This is a genomic window from Neorhizobium sp. SHOUNA12A (genome assembly GCF_023006505.1).
Classification (GTDB): Bacteria; Pseudomonadota; Alphaproteobacteria; order Rhizobiales; family Rhizobiaceae; genus Neorhizobium.
Genome location: NZ_JALBGV010000045.1, coordinates 1 through 20,395 on the forward strand (window position 1 = coordinate 1; position 20,395 = coordinate 20,395).

At 57.9% G+C, this 20,395-nt stretch carries 19 protein-coding genes, 2 pseudogenes and 1 riboswitch; of the genes and pseudogenes, 9 read left to right on the top strand and 12 right to left on the bottom strand.

Going from position 1 to position 20,395, the window contains the following annotated elements; all coding sequences use genetic code 11:
• Positions 1-1,157 precede the first annotated feature (1,157 nt).
• From MOV63_RS19465 to MOV63_RS19480, 4 genes are all read right to left on the bottom strand, one after another.
• The gene (locus MOV63_RS19465) at positions 1,158-1,454 is read right to left on the bottom strand and encodes a hypothetical protein (protein ID WP_247036081.1); all 297 of its coding nucleotides are present in this window, start codon (positions 1,452-1,454) and stop codon (positions 1,158-1,160) included.
• A 147-nt stretch (positions 1,455-1,601) separates the two neighbouring features.
• On the bottom strand, positions 1,602-2,072 hold the full coding sequence (locus MOV63_RS19470) for a hypothetical protein (RefSeq protein ID WP_247036009.1): 471 nt from the start codon (positions 2,070-2,072) through the stop codon (positions 1,602-1,604).
• Positions 2,069-2,296 carry a hypothetical protein gene (locus MOV63_RS19475; RefSeq protein WP_247036011.1) on the bottom strand — a complete coding sequence of 76 codons (228 nt, stop codon included), beginning with the start codon at positions 2,294-2,296 and terminating at the stop codon, positions 2,069-2,071. Before MOV63_RS19475 ends, MOV63_RS19470 begins: the two co-directional genes overlap by 4 nt.
• Positions 2,297-2,343: 47 nt before the next feature.
• Positions 2,344-3,975 (bottom strand): alpha-glucosidase family protein, encoded by a 1,632-nt coding sequence (locus MOV63_RS19480; RefSeq protein ID WP_405029355.1) that lies wholly within the window; start codon positions 3,973-3,975, stop codon positions 2,344-2,346.
• Between the two features lie 542 nt (positions 3,976-4,517).
• A riboswitch (TPP riboswitch) is annotated at positions 4,518-4,650 on the top strand.
• A 99-nt stretch (positions 4,651-4,749) separates the two neighbouring features.
• On the opposite strand from MOV63_RS19480, the gene MOV63_RS33060 reads away from it, so the two are divergent.
• The 5 genes and pseudogenes from MOV63_RS33060 to MOV63_RS19510 form a co-directional block, all read left to right on the top strand.
• Positions 4,750-5,373: a phosphomethylpyrimidine synthase ThiC gene (locus MOV63_RS33060; RefSeq protein WP_258719244.1), complete on the top strand. Its 624-nt coding sequence runs from the start codon at positions 4,750-4,752 to the stop codon at positions 5,371-5,373.
• Positions 5,373-6,338, top strand: a complete 966-nt coding sequence (gene thiO / locus MOV63_RS19495; protein ID WP_247036015.1) for a glycine oxidase ThiO — start codon at positions 5,373-5,375, stop codon at positions 6,336-6,338. Before MOV63_RS33060 ends, thiO begins: the two co-directional genes overlap by 1 nt.
• Before the next feature lie 12 nt (positions 6,339-6,350).
• Positions 6,351-6,548, top strand: coding sequence for a sulfur carrier protein ThiS (gene thiS, locus MOV63_RS19500; RefSeq protein ID WP_247036017.1), 198 nt, complete (start codon positions 6,351-6,353; stop codon positions 6,546-6,548).
• 3 nt (positions 6,549-6,551) lie between these two features.
• Entirely contained in the window at positions 6,552-7,325 is a 774-nt protein-coding gene (locus MOV63_RS19505; RefSeq protein ID WP_247036019.1) for a thiazole synthase, read from the top strand.
• Positions 7,322-7,924 (top strand): annotated as a pseudogene (locus MOV63_RS19510) (thiamine phosphate synthase); the annotation flags it as partial. The gene MOV63_RS19505 and the pseudogene MOV63_RS19510, both read left to right, overlap by 4 nt.
• A 393-nt stretch (positions 7,925-8,317) precedes the next feature.
• On the opposite strand, the gene MOV63_RS19515 reads toward MOV63_RS19510, so the two are convergent.
• The 4 genes and pseudogenes from MOV63_RS19515 to MOV63_RS19530 form a co-directional block, all read right to left on the bottom strand.
• Positions 8,318-9,769: a hypothetical protein gene (locus tag MOV63_RS19515; RefSeq protein ID WP_247036020.1), complete on the bottom strand. Its 1,452-nt coding sequence runs from the start codon at positions 9,767-9,769 to the stop codon at positions 8,318-8,320.
• A 179-nt stretch (positions 9,770-9,948) separates the two neighbouring features.
• A complete protein-coding gene (locus tag MOV63_RS19520) occupies positions 9,949-11,142 on the bottom strand; it encodes a caspase family protein (RefSeq protein ID WP_247036022.1) in 1,194 nt (397 codons plus the stop codon).
• A gap of 8 nt (positions 11,143-11,150) precedes the next feature.
• On the bottom strand, positions 11,151-12,422 hold the full coding sequence (locus MOV63_RS19525; RefSeq protein WP_247036024.1) for a hypothetical protein: 1,272 nt from the start codon (positions 12,420-12,422) through the stop codon (positions 11,151-11,153).
• 7 nt (positions 12,423-12,429) lie between these two features.
• Positions 12,430-12,552 (bottom strand): annotated as a pseudogene (locus MOV63_RS19530) (transposase); the annotation flags it as partial.
• A 486-nt stretch (positions 12,553-13,038) separates the two neighbouring features.
• On the opposite strand from MOV63_RS19530, the gene MOV63_RS19535 reads away from it, so the two are divergent.
• The gene (locus tag MOV63_RS19535; protein WP_247036025.1) at positions 13,039-13,281 is read left to right on the top strand and encodes a hypothetical protein; all 243 of its coding nucleotides are present in this window, start codon (positions 13,039-13,041) and stop codon (positions 13,279-13,281) included.
• Positions 13,282-13,762: 481 nt separating this feature from the next.
• Here MOV63_RS19535 and MOV63_RS19540 read toward each other — a convergent pair whose 3' ends face one another.
• From MOV63_RS19540 to MOV63_RS19555, 4 genes are all read right to left on the bottom strand, one after another.
• Positions 13,763-13,978 (bottom strand): hypothetical protein, encoded by a 216-nt coding sequence (locus MOV63_RS19540; protein WP_247036027.1) that lies wholly within the window; start codon positions 13,976-13,978, stop codon positions 13,763-13,765.
• A gap of 93 nt (positions 13,979-14,071) precedes the next feature.
• Positions 14,072-15,673: a hypothetical protein gene (locus MOV63_RS19545; protein WP_247036029.1), complete on the bottom strand. Its 1,602-nt coding sequence runs from the start codon at positions 15,671-15,673 to the stop codon at positions 14,072-14,074.
• 49 nt (positions 15,674-15,722) lie between these two features.
• Positions 15,723-17,159, bottom strand: a complete 1,437-nt coding sequence (locus MOV63_RS19550) for a hypothetical protein (RefSeq protein WP_247036031.1) — start codon at positions 17,157-17,159, stop codon at positions 15,723-15,725.
• Positions 17,160-17,770: 611 nt separating this feature from the next.
• Positions 17,771-17,911, bottom strand: a complete 141-nt coding sequence (locus MOV63_RS19555) for a hypothetical protein (protein WP_247036033.1) — start codon at positions 17,909-17,911, stop codon at positions 17,771-17,773.
• Positions 17,912-18,513: 602 nt separating this feature from the next.
• Here MOV63_RS19555 and MOV63_RS19560 point away from each other — a divergent pair.
• From MOV63_RS19560 to MOV63_RS19570, 3 genes are all read left to right on the top strand, one after another.
• Positions 18,514-18,684: a hypothetical protein gene (locus MOV63_RS19560; protein ID WP_247036035.1), complete on the top strand. Its 171-nt coding sequence runs from the start codon at positions 18,514-18,516 to the stop codon at positions 18,682-18,684.
• Between the two features lie 151 nt (positions 18,685-18,835).
• Positions 18,836-19,147: a hypothetical protein gene (locus MOV63_RS19565; RefSeq protein ID WP_247036037.1), complete on the top strand. Its 312-nt coding sequence runs from the start codon at positions 18,836-18,838 to the stop codon at positions 19,145-19,147.
• On the top strand, positions 19,144-20,373 hold the full coding sequence (locus tag MOV63_RS19570) for a type II toxin-antitoxin system HipA family toxin (RefSeq protein WP_247036039.1): 1,230 nt from the start codon (positions 19,144-19,146) through the stop codon (positions 20,371-20,373). The genes MOV63_RS19565 and MOV63_RS19570 overlap by 4 nt, the downstream gene beginning before the upstream one ends.
• Positions 20,374-20,395: the final 22 nt, after the last annotated feature.

A 20,395-nucleotide genomic window follows, 5' to 3' on the forward strand; every position in this document is an offset into this window, starting at 1 on the left:
ATGCTCTATGGGATGCCGTCGGCGCCTTGATCCCCCGCTTCACACCGGCAGAATGCGCAAACTACTTCAGGGCTGCTGGATATGACCCGGATTGAACAGGATGTGCTCTAGTATCGGTGAAGTTGCCCGACGTTACCAAAATCGAGGCGTTCTTCGATTCCTCGGCAAATCATCTGATTTCATTGATCGATGCCAATTCTGAATAAAGTTGGTTGCGTCAGAGAGCCACCCCATGCAAGCACGATCATCGCCACCGTAGCATAAAAAGCCAGAAGGATTTTCAGCGCATTCATTTCATCCCTTTGCGGCCCGCGGCTTTCCCTGCGCCACGATGGCGCACGTTGAAGGGCAGCTCCATCGCGAGCGTTGTGTGCTCCACCACCAACGCGGCATTCTCCGGCGACGGGTCTTTCCGGTAGTTTTCATGGAAATCCCATCGGATGCCGGCAGAAGCTTCTAGTCGTGCCTGTCGTCAGGCTAGGGCTCGGACGAGTTCCAGAAGCGGATCTGAACCATCATCGGCAACCATGAGAGGCCTCCTCCTCGCGTGTGGATGGTGAGGGGAGCGTAGCCGGTTACACAATAGAATCAATGGCCGCCGTGAGGGGGTAGGTGAGGGAATTTCGGACAGCCAAAACGAAAAAAGCCCAGCGTTTGCAGGGCTTATTGGGCTGTTTTCATGTGAAAATTTGGTGGGCGATAACGGCAGACCTCACACGTGGTCGTACTACATTGACGAAGGTATTCACGCGCTCCGCCAACCAGAGAATGGCTCAGTCTTATCTTCGGATGTGGTCCGGAAAGGGTCTGCTGTTTGCGACGGTTTTTCGACTGCTTCGCGATCAGGATCATCGCCGTTTTTCGAGTTGGCATGGTCGCCGTCGACGACGCGATGTCCATCTGGCACGGAAATCACGGTCCTCTCAATTGAAGCCGTCCTGGCCAAAACGCGCGGGATAATAAGCAAACCGCCGCCCGGCAGAGTGAAGAGCGGCATCTCCACTAGGCCCATTGAGAAGTGGAGACCGGCGTGGCGTGGGAGGTACTCAGCGATAACCTCAACTCCTTCGCGAATCCCATCACTGACAATCAATAGCAGAAAGCGCCCTCGACGGAGATGAAGACTTAACGCGTCATTGAACGTAACCGCCCGATTGCTACCGCGGAGATTTTGCTTTGATGCGAGCGACGAGCAGCTCGTCGTCAACAAAGCTGTCGAGGAAGTCGTCCCATTCTTGGGGTGAGCGGCGGGCGTCTTTGAGCATCTGCTCCAATTCGTCCATGCCGTCGTCTGTCAGTGCGGTCACGGATTCGTCGTCTCCGGTGTACACGGAGATGATGCTGCCGTAGCTCAGATTATCATCGTTGGAGACGATTGCCTGAAGAAGCTCCGGGTCCTCTTCGAGAATTTCGGCAACAAATTTGATCGTACGGACGTAGGTGACTGTTGCCATCAGGCTGCCTTTGCGTCGATTGTGGTGATCGCCGACCAGTTCCACGGAAGCAATTCGTCTATCCTCATTGAGTGTTTTGTGCCCGCAGCCGGAAATTCAAACAGAAGCAGCGACTGTGCCGGTTGATAGCTCCTGCTGTTCCTTCAATCACTCAGGACAGGACAAGATGTTTGCGATATCCGCGACGCAGGAAAAGGGGGATCCAAGCCTTGCTATTGTAAATGCCAGGGCACCAGAGTGCTGTGATGACATGCGATGGGACGTTATTCTGTGTGATGACCAGGGAAGCTGCCCCCGAATAGCCAAGCGCGTCTCGCTGGCAACTCTCAAGGTCAACCGTGCCATCGCGGGTGCGCACCTGCTTGAGGACTTGTACCCCACATTTTCAAGAAAAGTCCTCATCCCAGTTGAGACTGAAAACGTGTGGCTATCCAGCTTCTCGTTGAAGCGCACCGAGAAGTGTTCGAAACCCAATTCAGCAGCAGCTTCCTCAACCCTCTTCTTGCCGGCGTTGGTTCCATACGTAAATCCAAGGGCGATATGGCTGGTCTTCATCATGGCGTTTTTAAGATCCGGCAGGATCTCGGTCGTATCGATGTTCTGCTCGTCACGTATCAACGGTGGCCATTCGGAACGTGTCTGTCCCGCCCAATGCCGTACCTGTGCAACGAACGCGGCGCAAAGATCGTCATCTCCCAGCATCCAAGACCGGCATCGCGCTGCCGCTCGACGCCGAACTCTACAAATGGCGGGACCTCATCGAGAATTTCTAACACAAATTCAAAGTTCAAGCGCATCGCGATGAGATCCGACAAAACCGACCAAAGCTTCTCAGCCATCATCCATCTCTGCTCAACGGACATCAATTCACGATGAATATCAATGAAGCTTAGATTGCGCGCGCAAAATAAGCACCCCACGGGGGGAGAGCGACAATGTCATCCTCAGCCATCGCCTCGAAGCCGTGGCCGGTCAGCACTTCCCAATCGCCGGTCGGCAGCTCGGTTGTCGTTTCCGCCGCGCTCATGTTGAACAGGCAGAGCAGCGTCTCGTTTCCGTATTGGCGCTTATAGCCGAGAACGGCACCGTCCTCGGCCAGGAATTCGATCTCGCCCTTGGCAAAGGCCGGGTGCTGCTTGCGGAAGGCGAGGAACCGTCGGTACTGTTCCAGAACAGATGCTGGATCGCCGTATTGAGCGCCGACGGCCCGAAGCTGATGCTCTACCGGGATAGGCAGCCAGGTTTTCTCCGCCGTCGAGAAGCCAGCCTGCAGTGCCTGGCTGTCCCAGACCATCGGCGTGCGGCAGCCGTCGCGGCCCTTGAATTCCGGCCAGAACTGAATGCCGTAGGGATCCTGAAGGTCGGCATAGGCGATGTCGGCCTCGGTCAATCCAAGTTCCTCGCCCTGATAGATGCAGACCGAGCCGCGCTGGGACATCAGGATGGCGGACGCCATCTTGGCGTAACTGTCGCGATCGAGAACGTCGTGGCCCCATCTGCTGACATGGCGCACTACATCGTGGTTGGAGAATGCCCAGCAGGCCCAGCCGTCCGGTGCAGCGATAGAGAACGCTTTCTGCACCTCTGAGACCCGCGCCGGCGTCAGCGGATCGGGCGCCAGGAATTCGAAGGCGTAGCACATCTGCATCTTGTCGTTGCCGGACGTATATTCGCCGACGATCTCCAGGCCCCGTTGGCTGTCGCCGACCTCGCCGACGGCGGCAATCGCCGGGAATTCGTCGAGCACGGCGCGGAAACGCCGCAGGAATTCCAGGTTCTCCGGCCGGTTCTTGTCGTAGAGATGTTCTTGGAAATTATAGGGGTTCACGGCCGGCGCGGTGGAGGCGTTACGGCGCGAGGGATCGAGCGCCGGGTTGTCGCGCAAGTCCTTGTCGTGGAAATAGAAGTTGATCGTGTCGAGCCGGAACCCGTCGACGCCGCGCTTCAGCCAGAAGCGGGTCATGTCGAGCAGCGCATCCTGCACTTCCGCATTGTGCAGATTGAGATCCGGCTGCGATGTCAGGAAGTTGTGCATGTAGTATTGCATGCGGGTCGGATCCCAATGCCAGGCCGACCCGCCGAAGATCGACAGCCAGTTGTTGGGCGGCGTGCCGTCCGGCTTGGCATCGGCCCAGACATACCAGTCCGCCTTGGGATTGAAGCGGCTCGACCGGCTCTCGATGAACCAGTGGTGCTGGTCCGAGCTGTGCGACATCACGAGATCGATCATCACCTTGATGCCGAGCCGGTGCGCCTCGGAAATCAGACCGTCGAAATCCGACAGCGAGCCGAACATCGGATCGACATCCGTATAGTTCGAGACGTCATAGCCGAAATCCCGCATCGGCGACGGAAAGAAGGGCGAGATCCAGATGGCGTCTGCGCCAAGCGCTGCGACATGTGGCAGGCGGGCGGTGATGCCCTTCAGATCGCCGATGCCATCGCCGTTCGAGTCCCGGAAGGAGCGCGGGTAAATCTGATAAATAACGGCCCCACGCCACCAGTCCTGGTCACCTTGCAAATCCAGATGACTTCCATCCCGAGCTATATAACCACCGGTATCCATAAAATAATTCCCGCTGAAGAAATTTTGAAAAATGGAAATCTATATGGGCCTCGGAAATCGAACGAGGCAACGCGTTTACGTTTACATATGAAATATATTCAAGTGTCGGCTTCCAAAAATACTGCAGCATTTTCTGTTTTGTGGGGGCGGTTGGCCAACGTCATGCGATGTCATCAACGTCATAAAAAATGTCGGTTTGACTTCAAGCGGCCACTCACGCGATGTCTTGAACTTACATCTAGCAAAGAGGGAAATTTTTGCTGACCCTTTCGCGGAATATTCATCGCCCGATGATGGCGCGTTCGCTTATGCTTCCAAAGAGGAGGTGATTGGAGACCTCGAGTTACCGCTGAATTGGTGATTGGCGGCACGCCCTGATGGCTGTTGGTGGCTTTTGCCTCCGATTTCAGGTTGGATTCGTGGTGTCACTGCCCCTTTCGGGGCGGCGTGCATCATGCGGTGACTTGACGGAGCGCCATTCCTCACAATAGCTTAGCGCCATTCACCAGGGGGGTCCCGTCAAGGGGCTGAGATACTGCTGGTCGGACCGGCTTTGGCCGCCCGAGGCGCAGTGACCCGTTGAACCTGATCCAGTTCATACTGGCGTAGGGACGGTGCGGGCGCTGCGGTAACAAGGGCGGGAAACCGTCCTTCGGATTCCGAGGTGTTTTTCCATCATTCCAACTCTGGAACTGGGTCTCCAAACGTCAAACCTTGGAGCCTCGAGCCATGAATATCGCAATCACCAAACTCACCCCGGTCGTCACCACCGGCCCGCTTCCCGCCTCCACGAAAGTCCTGAAGGCGGGAGCGATCCATCCGGACATCCGCGTGCCGATGCGCCAGATCGCATTGCATCCGAACTCCGGCGAACCGCCGGTGACCGTCTACGATTCCTCCGGTCCCTATACCGCGGAAGGTGCGGCGATCAGCATCGATGCCGGCCTGCCGCACCTGCGCGAAAGCTGGATTGTCGCCCGCGGCGACGTCGAGGTGGGCGTCATCACCTACAAGATCGCCGCGCATGCCGCCGGTCTCGCCAAAGGCCATCCGGCGGAGCAGGCCCGCGACGGCGCGCTGTCGCGCGCCCGTTTCGAGTTCCGCTGGGAGGACCAGTTCAACCTCTCGCTCGATCCGGAAACGGCCCGTTCGATGCATGACGAGACGCTGCCCAAGGAGGCGCACAAGGTGGCGCATTTCTGCTCCATGTGCGGCCCGAAATTCTGTTCGATGTGGATTTCCCACGATATCCGCGCCGAAGCGCAGAAGGAGGGCCTCGAAGCGATGGCCGCGAAATATCGCGACGGCGGCGATCTCTATATGCCGGTCGAAAACCTTCGGAGCGACGCATAATGCCCGCGGTTCTCGTCAAGGGGGCCGGCGTTGCCGGCCTCGCGGTTACCTATGAACTCGTCAAACGCGGCTTCTCCGTCGAGGTGGCCGAGAAAGGAGACGCGGTAGGGCTTGGCGCCTCGCATTTCGCAGGAGGAATGCTCGCCCCTTTTTGCGAACGGGAAGCGGCCGAGGATATTGTCACGACACTCGGTCTGGCTGCGGCCGGCTGGTGGGAAGCGGCCGTGCCCGGCGAGGTTCATCGCCGCGGCACGCTGGTCGTGGCGCAACCGCGTGACCTGCCGGATCTCGTTCGGTTTGCCGCGCGTACCAGCGGCCATGTCTGGCTCGACCGCGGGGGCGTCGGCGATCTGGAGCCTGCGCTTTCCGGTCGTTTTGAAAAGGCCCTGTTCTTCGAGCAGGAAGCACATCTCGATCCGCGCCGGACACTGGCCGGGCTCGCCGAAGGCCTCCGCGAACGTGGCGTCGTCTTCCATCTTGCCGGACAGCAGCCGGCGGACCGGCGATTTGCGGCCATGCTTGATTGTACGGGGGCGGCTGCGATACGGCTTTTCCCAGAGCTGCGCGGCGTTCGGGGCGAAATGCTCTATCTGGAAACCCCGGATGTGACGCTGTCCCGGCCGATCCGGATGCTGCACCCCCGCCATCCGATCTACATCGTGCCTCGTGACAATCACCGTTTCATGGTGGGTGCGACGATGATCGAGGCGGAGGATGACGGGCCGATCACCGCGCGTTCGCTGACGGAGTTCCTGAATGCCGCCTATGCGGTGCATCCTGCGTTCGGCGAGGCGCGTCTCTTGGAAACAGGAACAGGGATACGCCCGGCCTTTGCCGACAACATCCCGCAAGTCATCGAAACGGAAGAGGGCCTCGCTGTCACCGGCATGCACCGGCACGGCTTCCTGCTGGCGCCGGCCATGGCGGTCCGAGCCGCCGATATACTCACTCGAAAGCGTCTTTGAAAGGTTGAACCCATGACACTGATCATCAATGGCGAAACGCAAGTCTGCGCGGTCGTAACGCTCGCCGAGCTTCTTCACATTCTGGAATACGACGGTGACTGGTTGGCGACCGCCGTCAACGGGGCCCTCGTGCATCGCGAGGATCGCTCCGATCAACGGCTCGAAGAAGGTGACCGGATCGAAATCCTCGCGCCCATGCAGGGAGGTTGAGCCATGCTCTCGCTTTATGACGCCAAGCTCTCGTCGCGGCTCCTGCTCGGTACCGCGCGCTATCCGTCACCGGCCGTGCTTGCCGATGCGGTAACCCGGTCCGGAGCGGCGATCGTCACGGTCTCGCTTCGCCGGGAAACGTCCGGCGGAAAGACAGGCGGAGCCTTCTTCGAACTCATCCGCCAACTCGGCGTTCGCATCCTGCCGAATACAGCAGGATGTCACAGCGCATCCGAGGCGATCCTGACCGCCAGAATGGCGCGCGAAGTATTTAGTACAGACTGGATCAAGCTCGAGGTCATCGGCCATCATGACAGCCTCCAGCCGGATGTGTTCGAACTGGTCGAGGCCGCACGCATTCTTTGCGCGGACGGTTTTTCTGTGTTTCCCTATACCACCGATGATCTGGTTGTTGGTGAAAAGCTGCTTTCGGTCGGATGCCGGATACTGATGCCCTGGTGTGCCCCGATCGGCTCTGCCGCCGGTCCGCGCAATCCTTCTGCGCTGACCGCGATGCGGGCCGCCTTTCCCGATGTGCCGCTGATTGTCGATGCCGGCATTGGCAGACCCTCACATGCGACAATGGTGATGGAGCTCGGCTACGACGCTGTGCTCCTCAATACGGCGGTCGCGGGCGCCGGCGATCCGCCGGCCATGGCTGAGGCGTTCGGCCAGGCGATCGAGGCCGGAAGGCTGGCCTATCGTTCCGGCATGCTCGAGCCGCGCGACATGGCGGTACCCTCCACGCCGGTTTTCGGAAAGGGCGTCTTCGCATGAAGCTTGATCCCTTCTATCTCATCGTCGACAGTTCCGAATGGATCGAGCGGCTGGTGCCGCTTGGCGTCAAGCTGGTGCAGTTGCGTGTAAAGGATCGCCCGGACGAGATCCTGCGCAAGGAAATCCGCCGGTCGAAAGCTGTTTGCACGGCGGCGGAGTGCCAGTTGGTCGTCAACGACTACTGGAAGCTGGCGATCGACGAGGGATGCGAATTTATTCATCTCGGGCAGGAGGATCTCGCCGCGGCCGATCTCGATGTCATCCACAGAGCCGGGCTGAAACTCGGCCTCTCCACCCATGATGAGGCGGAGCTCGAAACGGCTTTGGCTACGAAACCTGACTATGTGGCGCTCGGCCCGATCTATCCCACCATTCTCAAGCAGATGAAATGGGCGCCGCAAGGTCTGGAGCGGATCACAGACTGGAAGAGGCGCGTCGTACCGCTGCCGTTGGTGGCGATCGGAGGGTTGCATATCGACAGGCTACAAGGCGTGTTTGACGCGGGCGCCGACGCGGCGGCCGTTGTCACGGACATCACCTTGAACGCCGATCCCGAGGCGCGGACACGCGAATGGATCGAACGCACGACACCGTGGCGTCAGGGAGGGTGCCACCACGCTTCGTGGCGTTCTCCAGGACGGTCCAGTCCGATATCGAGCGTCGACGCGCCGTGCGTGCACCCGCCGGGCATCGAGCCAGCGCCTCGGGCGCGGCCTTGCCGGCTCGATGCCCGAGAAATGACCAAGAAATGACCGAGAAAATTGAACCCCGTGCGTTCCGCCATCAGCAGTCCACGCGATGATCCCGAAATCGTCGTGATGATATAGCAGGCTAACGAGCCTCGTGATCCGGGTACTCGACGATAATCGCATTGCGCCCCTTTCACAGGATGATGCTGATGGTCGGCTTATCATCCAGATGGGGCAGTTGATCATCAACGGCGCGACAACGATCGACATATACGGCGGGCGATTTCATCGCACTCTATCTTCCTATTCATCGAACATCGTGAGGGCGTTCGTTTCACGCTGTTCTCGCCAATACCGCTCCGACTGCCTCTGCGGCGAGGATCCAGCGGCGGTGGGCACTTGATCGCGCGTTTCTTTCGATGCAGCACGACGCGGTTTGCTATGCGGCCCTCCGTCGCGGTCACCAAGTCCAAGAACCGGATTCGTCGCGGGAGCAGACAGGTGGCTCAGGAAAGTGGTTTCGCTCAAAAGAAGCCTGCCGCTGAGTTGACGACCCCTAACACGCCTGATTTCTACAGCGGGGGCATCGGATGATGGAAGCAAGGCGGGTTGGGATGCTATCGCTCTTGTCATGGCTGACTCAGCGCTTGTGCCAACCGGCGCACGTGGTAGCTGCACCACCGTATGACCATATCGGCCACGGATGGATGTGGGACGAGAATAAACGAGCTGGCCGCGAGGAGTGCTGCCGTCTGCCTCCAAACCGAACCCAGGATTGTCTTGCGGGCCAAAAACCGACACCCAAGTAGGCTCTGCAGGGCTGAACCCTTCGAATGCGAAGTACGGTCCTACGGGAACCGCGGCCCTGACATAGGCCTGGAGCGCGAGATAGCTTTGATGAAATCCTTTCTTCTCATCGTCACCTCCATGAACCGCGGCCATCGTCTGGAGCAGCATATCCGCGCCGATGGAAAAGATCGGCAGACCGCGATCCAATGCGGTTTTGATGTAGTCACGGATCGTCTTTTCCGCTGTTCCATCCAGTCGCGCGGTTAGTGCGGCTGCAATTATTGCCCCGTCCGCCAACGCCGGGAACCAATCCATTAGGTTCCGTACCCATGCCTGGCGCTCGGTAAGTTTATTGTTCCGCAGCAGGACGTACCCGGCCGCTGCTGCGGAAATCGGATCCTCGATCTTATCCTTTAAGAGCTGATTGGCGATATCCAACGTTTCAGCAAGTGTGTTCGCCTCACTGATCGCGCCCTCCCTGAGATACGAGAGAATGATTTCGTTGTCCGCCTGTTTACGCGCGATGGTGATGTCGATCGAATCGCCGCCACGCCGTGGGCTTCGTGTCAGTGCGACACGCACTGTCTGGTCGGGAGGTAGGGTCACAAGGCGCCAACCGACCTCATCGCCACCGACCTGCAGAAGGTGCGGATTGTTCGGGACGTCGATGGTAACTTGCTGCATGCCATTGGGATCGGCGTCTCGAGATGCGACCTCCAGAGGTTTGCTTTGCCAGCGGCCATCATTTAGGGACCAAAGCGTCATCCATACCCTGCCGATGCGGCGGCGGGAAAAAGGATCAGTTTCGCTGCCGTCGCGCAAGTGATCTAAAGATTGGAACGGCGCGACCCATTGCAGCCATTCATGTGGAGAGCGCAAATCGAATCGCACGCTTCGTTTGTCATCGTTGGTGTCGACGCTTTCTTGAAGCGTTCGGCCGTTCGGCAGTCTTACAACGACATACACCCTGTCCGACCTCCTGCGGTCGTCGGTAAGGTTGAAGGTCGCCGGTCGGTTAGGGGAGGCCGCGCCAGATGCGAGGAGATCGCCCTTTGACGAAAAGATGTCGAGCGGAAGCGTAAGAAGCCTATCGTCTTGGCCGGAGCCGGAAATATACACGGTTAGATTCACCGGACTATCCTCCCTCAGGTCTCAACGTTGATCAATCGGCGCATGGCTGCGCCTGTCAGCAGTTTTCTTGCAAGGAGCTTTTCCGGAAACGATGTCGAATCCGAGGAGTTCGCTCCGTATGTCCATTCGCCATGTTCACGGATGAATTGGACCGGACCCCCGGCCAGTGGTTGGGTATCTCGGGGGAAAGCAGCGCTTTCCATGAAAGCCTGCCCGATTGCCCGAAATCCTTGCGGCTCTATGTCCAGTTCGAGGAGAACCGATGGTCGCTTCGTCAAAACGTGCATCGGCACATTCCCGTTGCCTTCACCTTCGGTGCTTCCGAGTTTCTGCCGGTCGTCAGTGTCACCGGGCTGTGTGAAATCGAGGAATTCAGCGACAGCCGGACGAAGCCTGTTCACGTCGATGCCGTACCCGGTTCCGCTGGGATGTTCAATGCCACAGCGACCACGAAGAGAGGAAAGCAAAGCCGCTGTAAAGTAGGCAACCTGGCCAGCCGGCGCATAGGCGAGGCGATTTGTCGTCGTGGCCCGCAGGATCGCCCATTCGGTCGTCGTTGCTTTTCCAGTTCTCGTCATATCGAAGAGTGGCTGTGGCGATGCGACTTGATTGATGATCTCCTGACTCAACTCCATGCAGGCGTCGATAAAGTAGAACAGGCTAGCTTTGGCTTTCCGGATCGTGCCCTGTACTGTGTTCGACAGATGGAAAACCGCATCGAACGGTCGGATTTTGTTTTCGCCGAAGTCGTCCGCGACCAACTGCTGCGTCAGCCCGTCGCTCACGCCGTGGCCGCAATAATAAAATATTCCGCGACTTTTTGAATTTAAGGCAAGCCGCTGAACCCATTCGAAATAGGCTGTTCTGATGTTGTCGATCGATGGTCTTTCCGGCGTAATCGTGGCCCCGAATGGTGTTTTGAACGGCGCGCTTGGAGACGTTAGCATGACGACTGAACCGAGTGGTGCTTCGTCATTGAAGAAGGCCTCCTCTGATCCCTTTCCCTGCCCCTCAGGCATTGCATCGACGCCGGTGAGAAACCAATTGGCCACCGCCTCGACAGACACCCTTGGTGAGGTTAAAGAGGAAAGACTACCGAATGCGGTTTTCGATAGGCTGGGATATTCGGCGCATCCGATAAGAAGGACATGGGTAACCGCCGAGGACGGGTCGGCCTTGATGGCATCCGATTCAAATATCAGCGTCATGATAATGCCTATGCAAGCAGCCGCGTCTGGAGACGCTTGTAAAAACTCGGACGCGCGAAGTATCCCCCATGCGCGCCAAGCCCACCATACCCAGTGTCGTATCTGAAATCCTTGACGTTTTGGTAGATTCCTTCGGCGCTGAACGAAAAGACGTCATTTGTGTCGAAGACGTTCAGCCATTTGCCAATGTTCGGGTTGGCCGCGATGCGATCCTTCAGCGCATCGTTCGGCATTCCAGCTGGCAAAGCTCGGCTATAAAGTGACATTTCCTCGAAGAGGCCGACTTGTGATCCGATGGTCGCGAGATAGTCGACCTTTAGATCAGGCGCGAAATAGGAAAGGATATCGTAGGTGATGACGCCGCCAAGGCTGTGCCCCACGATGACAAGTTTGTCGTCGTCCGGATTCCTGGCAATATCCGCCTCGCGAAAAGCCCTGAGAACGGTGCTGACGATCGGGCCGGGGGCTCCCACCGTTCCGCGGTTTTTCAGGTAAACGAACACATCCCCCAGGAAACGGGATGCCTTTTGGTGTGTCGATTTTCGACCGAGTGCCAGCACGCCACTGGTGGCCAGGTCGGCGGGTGCTGAACCTAGCCGATCCAGCGCCTCCTTCGTCGAGGTCAACCAATCGCTCAGGCCGAATGTCTCGGGTTTCTTTTCGTCCGCAGGGAGCTCATTAATCCCTTTCAGGAGGGCGTCGACGAATTCCTTGTTTGAAAGCGGTTCAGCCTTCAACGCCCAGGCTGGCGCCGGGTGCTTTGCGATATAGCGTTGGGAAGCCTGATATGCCGTTGCGATCTTTTGGATGTTCTCCGGGCTGTTTGCCGTCGCGGCAGCGGAGGTGTCCCAGATAAGGTCGACGGCCTCCGCAAACGACTTGTCGCGGCTGATCTTACCGAGAATCACCGAGTTCGCTCCGAACGTCTTCTGGACGTCCGACAGCCAAAAGTCGATTTCATTGGTTTGGTTACCCAGCCCCAGGCTTTCGAAGCTGCCGCCCGGGAGCGACACCTGATTCCACAGGAATTTGACGCCATCGCCACCCCAGTAGGGAAAGCTGACAGCAACCTTTGTTGGATCAAGCCCGAGCGGTGGCGCAACAAGAGTTTTCAGGAACTCCTTTTTGCGCGCGAGATCATCGTTAAAACCGGCGTCTTCCTTGCGGTTGTTCACGCCGTGAACAAAAACTATTGGCATTTTTTCCCCCGAGCCGGCCGATACATTAACGTAGTTGTAGTCGAGGAATCGCTCGCCTTCAAAGGGAAAAACATTTTCCACCACATCGGAGGCTAAGCCACTTAAGACCGCGCCGGGTCAGTTTACGCAGGAATTCCGTCCAGATCGGCTCGGCTTCGGATGTGCCGATCTCCATGCCGAAAACTTCCCGCCGGCCGTCGGTGTTGACGCCGGTCTATACGGGACGCCCTCAGCGCGCAGTTGCTTTCTAAACTCACGCGCGCGATCGCCCGCAAGGGTGCCAACGCGGAAGCACGAACCTCAGCGGGCTTTGCCTTGAGCAAAAGGGTTCCGAACCTCCCCTTGCAAGGACGTTCTGTCATCACAGTCCTCAGTGTTTGGCGATTGCGTTGCGGTAACAAGCAATGTCCTCGTGACTGGGTCAGCAACGTCCACGTCGTAATGATCTTGAGATAGCGTCATAGCAAACAGGAAAATATCGAGCAGATCGCCGAGACCTGATGATTTGCGAATTTAGAACACTTAAACTATAGTAAATTGTGCTTAAATCAACCGCAATCGTCTGGAAAGGGTCCACGTATCGGCAAGATGCGCAAAGTGCTCTTGTCTTTCAACTGTAATGTTATTTCAATTTTATTCGCATCGGAAATGCTGCACACTTAAATAAATTTAAGTTATTCCAGTCTGGACCATTTTCATGAATGTATATGTAGGAGAAATTCTCAAATACGGCGATCAAGGCGAGGTCGTCGAAAATCAATACGCAGTAGAAGCGGATAACGTTCAAATGGCACGCTCAATTATTGAAGAGCATCTCCTCAATAATTATCCTGAAAGCCAAAAGAATACATGGTTGCGTATCACTCGGGAGGGTGTCGAAGTTGAAGCGCGCCAACTCCAGATCCTGCCTGGTACCGAGCCCCCTTGTACCGAGTCGTAATAAAAGAGTACTTTCTCTGACGACCTACACAGACTTCCGATGCACACTTTCGCCAACGCAACGGCGACATATGGCTTTCGGATTGCGCCATATTGCACGGCATCACGACGGCTAGCCGGCAACTGACTGCATCTTATCTATGTAAAGTGGCCGGAATGGCTTCGAAGCGCAACCATGAGGAGCGTGACTTGAAACTCTCCAAGCACTTGCGCGCCTGACAGCAGCTCTGGCTTGACAAGCGGGCCGTCCGTTGGAAGGCTGCAAACCGACGCGGATGTCTTCGGAAGCGTATTTGAGACTGTGTTGTGGTTGGGATTTGCGCCGCTACGGCAGTCGACCTGAAGGGTGAGGATTAGGTCACCCAATAGTCCAAGCGGGCATGTATTTCCAACAGGGCGAGATACCCCAAAGCACGATATAGAAGTCCGCTCGAAAGGGTCCCCAGCCCCGGAACCCCTGCGAGCGCTTGTATCGCCGCCGGCTATCGCCTAGGCGAGGCCAGTTCCGATACCGGTTTCAAAGAGAATGTCTGCTCTGGCCTATCGGGTCGCCTTTTTGGCTCTATAGGCCTATCTTGCTCGTTATTTTCAAGGATTGCCAAATCGATCAGGTAAGCGAGCAGCGAACTCCCCTCCTGTTTGCGAGAGAGCAGCAAAGCAGCTTCAAGATGTTGAGCGATATGCTCGTGATAGTTCATGGTCACCCTCCAGTCGGTATGGAAGGGCAGGCTTAATTCCCGATCGTGATTCCACCGTGAATCTGGTTCGGTTGCTCCTGAGAATTCCCGCAACTAGCGGGCTACGGCCTCTATCAGGCGAATACGACGCATGGTCGTGACCGGATAATCCTCTCTCAGAAACCAACTTGGGTGGAATTCAGGCTCGACGCGTTTCAGACGCTGAACGGCTCGGGCCAACTCGTTGCTCATTCTCATCTGCGTGTAGAGAGCGACGAGGTATCGCAGTGGGGCTACGAAGGACGGGCGAAAAATGAGCGATGCCTCGGCATGGTCGATCGCGGTTTGGTAATCGCCCAATGCCGCAGCCGACATGCAGCCGAAGAACTCGATAAACGCGCGTTGCTCGCCAGATCCCGCTAAGCTGAGGGCCATAAGCGCCGATCTGCGGCTATCTTCGCGCTTATCCAGTGCCAGCTCCGTATTCGACAGGATGGCGTAAGTGACCGCGTTCAAGGGATCGATCCCGACGGCCCGTTCGGCCAGGCGGAGCGACGTACGCGGCGATCCCGCACAAAGATACTCGATATGGGCGCCGATCGCCAAGGCGCTGGCACTGCCGGAGGCTTGCCGGAGCGCTTCCTGCGCCAAGGTCTCAAGATCGACCCGGTCGTCCAGGAAGCGGCAGGAACGGTGCTGAAAATTCGCCATGTTCCGCAAGAACGCCCGCCACGCGAGATATTGCGGTCGGGGTTCGAGCTCGTAGGCGAGCTGCAGATAGCGGTCACCCTCCCGAAGGCTCGCCTTGTCGAACCGGAACAGCAGGTTCCGGCCATGGCTTGCGAGCAGGGCGGCGGAGTTTTTCAGGCCAAGCTCATCCTCCCGTTCCCGGAACGTCGACAGCACAGCCTGGACGATTTCCCCACATACCAGGAGAACCCGATCCTCCTCGAAGGCATTTTCCCCGGTGGCCAGCATAAAGCTGCGCGACCAATACCGTTTGCCGGTCGCCGGGTGGGTGACAGTCACATAGACTTGGGTTTGCTTCGCCAATGTAGCCGTTACCACAGTGACGGAAAGACCCGAGCACAGGTCGCGCCCCTGAACGGTCGGCCATGCCGGAGATTGCGAAAAAATTTGGAAGTTGTCGAAATCGAGCAGCGCCATGGTCGTCAACGCCTCCAGGCTTCTGGTGATGACCTCGCTGCGCGGGTGGGCATCGCTGCTGCAATGAAAGAAGATGGCCGGATCGGCGGGACGGTGACTTATCGGTTTTGGAGGAGTTTTTACTGCGGGATCGTCGGCAAGAGCCATCCGCTGGTTCCGGATCCAGTCCTCGAACTCGGGATCGGGTATATTCAGATCGTGGAAAACCTCGTTCTCGTCGTTCCAGTCATGCTGTTGGGCGGGGCGGTTGTAAACCACGGCAAAGCGCTGTGGGTCGAGCGCAACGTTCTCACGGTCCGCCTTCAAGACCGCCGCATAGGGGCCGAGCGACCGCCGTATCTCCACAAGGGTCTGCCGGAGGCTGCAGGAGCCTTTCTTGGTATCCCGGTCGCTCCAAAGCTTGTCCTGCAACCAGGCCCGGTTGCGGCAATGGTGCTGCGACAAGGCCAGCAAGGCCAGGATGCCCCTCGCTTTCAGGCTTTTCGGACTTCGGTCGATGCCCAAGGCATCGATCAGGAGAAAACGCCCGAAGATCTTCAGCGAAAGCATTCCCGGCAGCCCTCACGAAATAGAGCGTCATGAACATCAGGCTTTACGGTCACCTGTCAAAAAGCTTTCCGGTGGTGTCGCGCGCATCATCGGTCACCGGGTCCGTCAGGGTCTGCGACAACGGCGCCATGAGTGCTGCCGCTGCCGTTGGCTTGAACGGGTACGGTGTGACGTCGGTGGTGGCGGATGCCTCGCCCGGAAATTTGTCCTGAACCCAAATGCGGAAAGCTGCTATCCCCTTGGAGACCTGCAGCACATAGTCAAGTGACTGGGTGTTGGGGACAGGCGAAGCACTGCCGATGTTGCGGAAATAAGCCTTGACCGCAGTGTCGTCATAGGGATCGTAGGGCACATCGGGCAGCAGGGCCTCCGCCTGGCGCGCTTCCGGGCTGTTCGGCAGCACCGCTCGGCCCCAGTCCATCGCCCGCTGGTGGCAGGTGATGCAGGCGGATTTGGGATTGTCCACCGGGCCGTTGGCGCGGCCGAACAATCCCAGATGTTGGCGCGGCAGGGAGAAAAATTTCACAGCGACAGCCGGATTGACCCAGCTTTCCGTAGCGGTGGCGGCCGCCTCAAGATAGGTTTTCGCAATAAGGCCGGGGTCGCTGCCCCAGATCAGCCCCACCGGAACAAGGCGCTGATACGGATTGTCGCCCGGTTCCATCGCGTCATACATGAAGGTCCCGAAGAACCACCCGTTGGGCGACCGCTTGTCCTTGACGGAGATGTCGAGTTGCAGGAGGCGCATGGTGATCGTGCTGCCGTCCTTGTTGGCAGCGACGGTCCATTCCTTGGAACCGGTCAGATAAGGCACTTGCGAGGCGGTCGCGGACGAAAACAACATCTTGGCTGACAGCGCGCCCTCGGCGAGGGCGAACCCACGCGTCTTCGGGAATGCCGGATCGCCCCAAATCTGGCCGAAGCCGTAGCATGCGACGTCATTGTAGATGCCGACCGCGAAATTCTGCTCCCAGTCGGTCTGCAACGCGTGCAGTTCCTTCGGGCGCGACCACCGCTCGCTGGTCATGCCATGCAAGGGCTCGCGCAGCATATAAAACCATGGAGCGTCGCACCACCGCTCTTCCTTGTTGTCCTCGATCCGCCAGTCGATGTCCGGCCGGGCGTTTACCTTGATCACGTAGTTGAGGATGGATTTCATATAGCCGGAGGGGTCGGCCATGGGATCGACCGCCAACCACGGCAAGTGGGTATTGTCCGGCAGGGTCTGCGGAAAGTCGTAGTGGATCTGGAATTTTCGTTCCCCTTCCGCGCCCTTGAGCGGCAGGCTGCTCGAACAATCAAAAAGAGCTTTCGCCGAGGATTTGAAACTGCTGTCGGCGGGTGGGGGACATTCCGCCGCGGCCCCGACGGCGCTGAACAAAAAGAGAAGCATGCAAGAAACCAAGGTCTTCATTTCGGCACCCCCGCCTGATTGATGACCCGATGTAGAACCAATTACCTCAAATTGTAAATATGCAGATCTCAACCCTAGGCCTGCTACCAGAAATTGCTGACGACGACGGAGGTCGGATCGACAGGGCGCATGTAGATAAGGTATGTGTTGAATTTGCTGCACCTTAGAATTGCGAGACCAAATGCCCTCCAGAGATGACGTGATAAGGAAACTGCTGGGCGCTCGAACCCAGGCGGAGTTTGCCAAACGGACACCGCCAAGGACAACGCTGGCAATCCTTCGGGATATCCATACAAGGCAAAAGCTGGCAAATTCGGCTGTTTCTGCGCAACAGGAGCTTACATTGTCCGAGCCGCCTTCATCCCCGCGTAGAACACCAAAATGCTGAGCTAAAAGTAATTTTCAGTTGCATCAGGTTGCGTGGCGGTATCTTTCCCTGGGGCACGGTCATTTCCCGCCTTCTCTTTAAATAGTTTCCTTGCAGTGCGTTTCCGCTCTTGAGGCGGACCCGGATCAGGTCCATTTCATGCCTGGGCGTGGCGATGCCGTCTTCGATGTCTTCTGAAGGCCTCGTGGCACATAGATCACCCGATAAAGCGGACGGTATAGACCGCGCGGTATGTGTCGCCGTCACAGTCATCGACGAGTTCCGGCGTGCCACGCCCACCAAGGCACAATGACGGTCACTTTTTCCACCAGTCCAAGTAATCGTCCGGCTCCAGATCCTCGCGCGGCATGTCTGTCAGCATCCGCTCTTCGTCTTCATGGTGCATGGTGCGGATGCCGTTCGTCCTGAACCCGCTCTGCTGCCGGGTCCGGTGCATCAAGCACCGGCCGAAGCCAATCCAGGTGGTCCTCGTGAGCCCGGCACCTCCGTTTGCCATTCCTGCGCGGCGGCCACCAATCCGGCTGTTCTTCCCGTTTGGCGGGTAATTGCCGGGTTTGCACTTGCTCGTCACCATCGCGGGTCGACAGGCGTTCGGCCTGGCCAAGTTCGGTCCCTCATCGGCGACACCCAGAGCTGGTCAAAGCCAGTCGGTCTTCGACGGAGGCAGGAGCTTACAGAACCCACCCGTTCAGGCCCATCTGGAACCACCGAAAAATGACGTAAGCTACTGTGTGCGGTCCTGCTCGGGCTCCGACCACCGTTCGCCGGCCGGAGAGGGTGACGTTTGGGGCGCTCCGCTCTCCAGCCAGTCTAAGTGATTTTCCCACCGTTCCAGCGTCTTCAGATCCGCCAGTTCCTCGGATGAGACAGGCCTATCCTCGGCGCCAAAGAATTGACCAACGAGACCGAAGGCTCCGGCACAGGAGCGGAGGTAGTTTCACGGAGCGCAGCGCTTCAAAAATGGGACTAGCCATCAAAACGTGTGGGTTGAAATGAACGCAGTCCCTGGTAGCTTTTGAATAGGGGGACGGATCAGCCATGGATGATTTGAAAAAGGTTGTTGAGCACCTGCGCGGGCTCCTAGAGCTGGTCAAGCGCCATCCGAATCTGACCATGCTCGGGTATTTCCTCGAAATGGCTCTTGTCGAAGCCGAGGAAGAATTCGCCCGTAACGGCTATAGAACGCCTAATCCATCGCCCCCAAAGTAATGACTACGGGTGGGCTGGTCCCGCTCCCGAATATCGAACTGGGAAGCATCACCGAACGACTCGACAGTAGGGATGCCTCACGCGGCTTGCGTAAGTCAAATACTAATACTATAATGTTAGATATAGCCAATATTGGGATGTTTCTAATATCATGATGTTACTTACAAGCCCATCTCATGCCCAGCAAAAGCTCGCGGATCATGTCCGTGCCCGGCGGCTGGCCATCGAATTGACGCAGGAGGGATTGTCCAACCGCTCCGGCGTGCCGCTGCCGAGCCTGCGCAAATTCGAGCAGAAGGGCGTGATCTCGCTGGAGGCCTTTTTGAAGCTTCTCATGGTAGTCGGCGGGATGGAAGGTGTTGTGGAGGCTATCGCGCCGAAGGAGACGCCCTTTGCCTCGATCGATGACGTCCTCAAGGCCGACAGCAGTAAGGTCACCCGCAAGCGGGGGCGCCGCTCATGAATAATTATCTGTCCGCCACAGAGCTCAAGGTAAGCTTGGACTTTGGGGGCGAAATCGTTCCTGTCGGAAGGCTCGCCACCCGCGAGCGTCGGGTCTATTTTGAATACAACGTGGCATTCCTTCGCAAGGACATGGAGATTTCCCCGCTCCGGTTGCCGCTGAAACCGGGACTGACGACATTCGACAGCTCGCTGTTTGAAGGCTTGCCGGGTGTGTTCAGCGACAGCCTTCCGGATGGCTGGGGCCGCCTTCTGTTCGACCGCTTTACGCGGTCCCAGGGGATCGCATTGGAGACGCTGACCCCCTTGGACAGGCTGGCGCATGTCGGCCGCAGCGGCATGGGTGCCCTGGTCTTTGAGCCGGATTACAGCGTCGAGGATGCGGAGAGCGCCATCAACCTGGATGAGCTGGCCAGGCAGGCGCAGGAGGTGCTGGACGGGGCATCGGAGGATGTCCTGAAGGAGCTGTTGCTTTTGAGCGGCTCTGCCGCCGGGGCGCGTCCCAAGGCAATGATCGGACTGGATGGCGCGCGGCAGCATATTGCCCATGGCGTGGCCAAGTTGCCGCAGGGGCATGAACATTGGCTTGTGAAATTCGCCAACACCCAGGACGGAAATGACGCCGGGGCGGTCGAATATGTCTATGCCCTGATGGCGCAAGAAGCCGGTGTTGAGATGCCGGATGTCCACCTTTTCCCGGCCCAGAAGGGTGCGGGTTATTTCGCGACCAAACGATTTGATCGGAACGGGGAGAAACGGCTGCACATGCATACCGCCTGTGGCGCGCTGCATTCCGATTTCCGCGTCCCGGCCCTTGATTACGAGGATATGATTGCCCTGACCGGCTTCCTTACTAAGGACGTCCGTGAAGTCGAAAAGATGTTCCGCCTGGCCGTCTTCAACGTGCTGGCCCATAACCGTGACGACCACAGCAAGAACTTCTCGTTCCTGATGGACGAAACGGGCCGATGGGCGTTGTCCCCGGCCTATGACCTGACGTTCTCCCATGGACCGCGCGGGGAGCAAAGCACAATGGTCATGGGGGAGGGACGTAATCCCGCCACCAACCATCTGCAGAAACTTGGCGAAGCCGCCAAACTAACCAAGAAGACGGTCGCCGATGCGATTGACCGGACGCGTGAGGCTTTGTCCCGCTGGCCTGAACTCGCGGGCGAGCATGAGGTCAGCAAGGCGACGATCGACCGGGTTCGCAAGGCAATAGCTTAGGCCGTTGCGGTACGCCGGACGC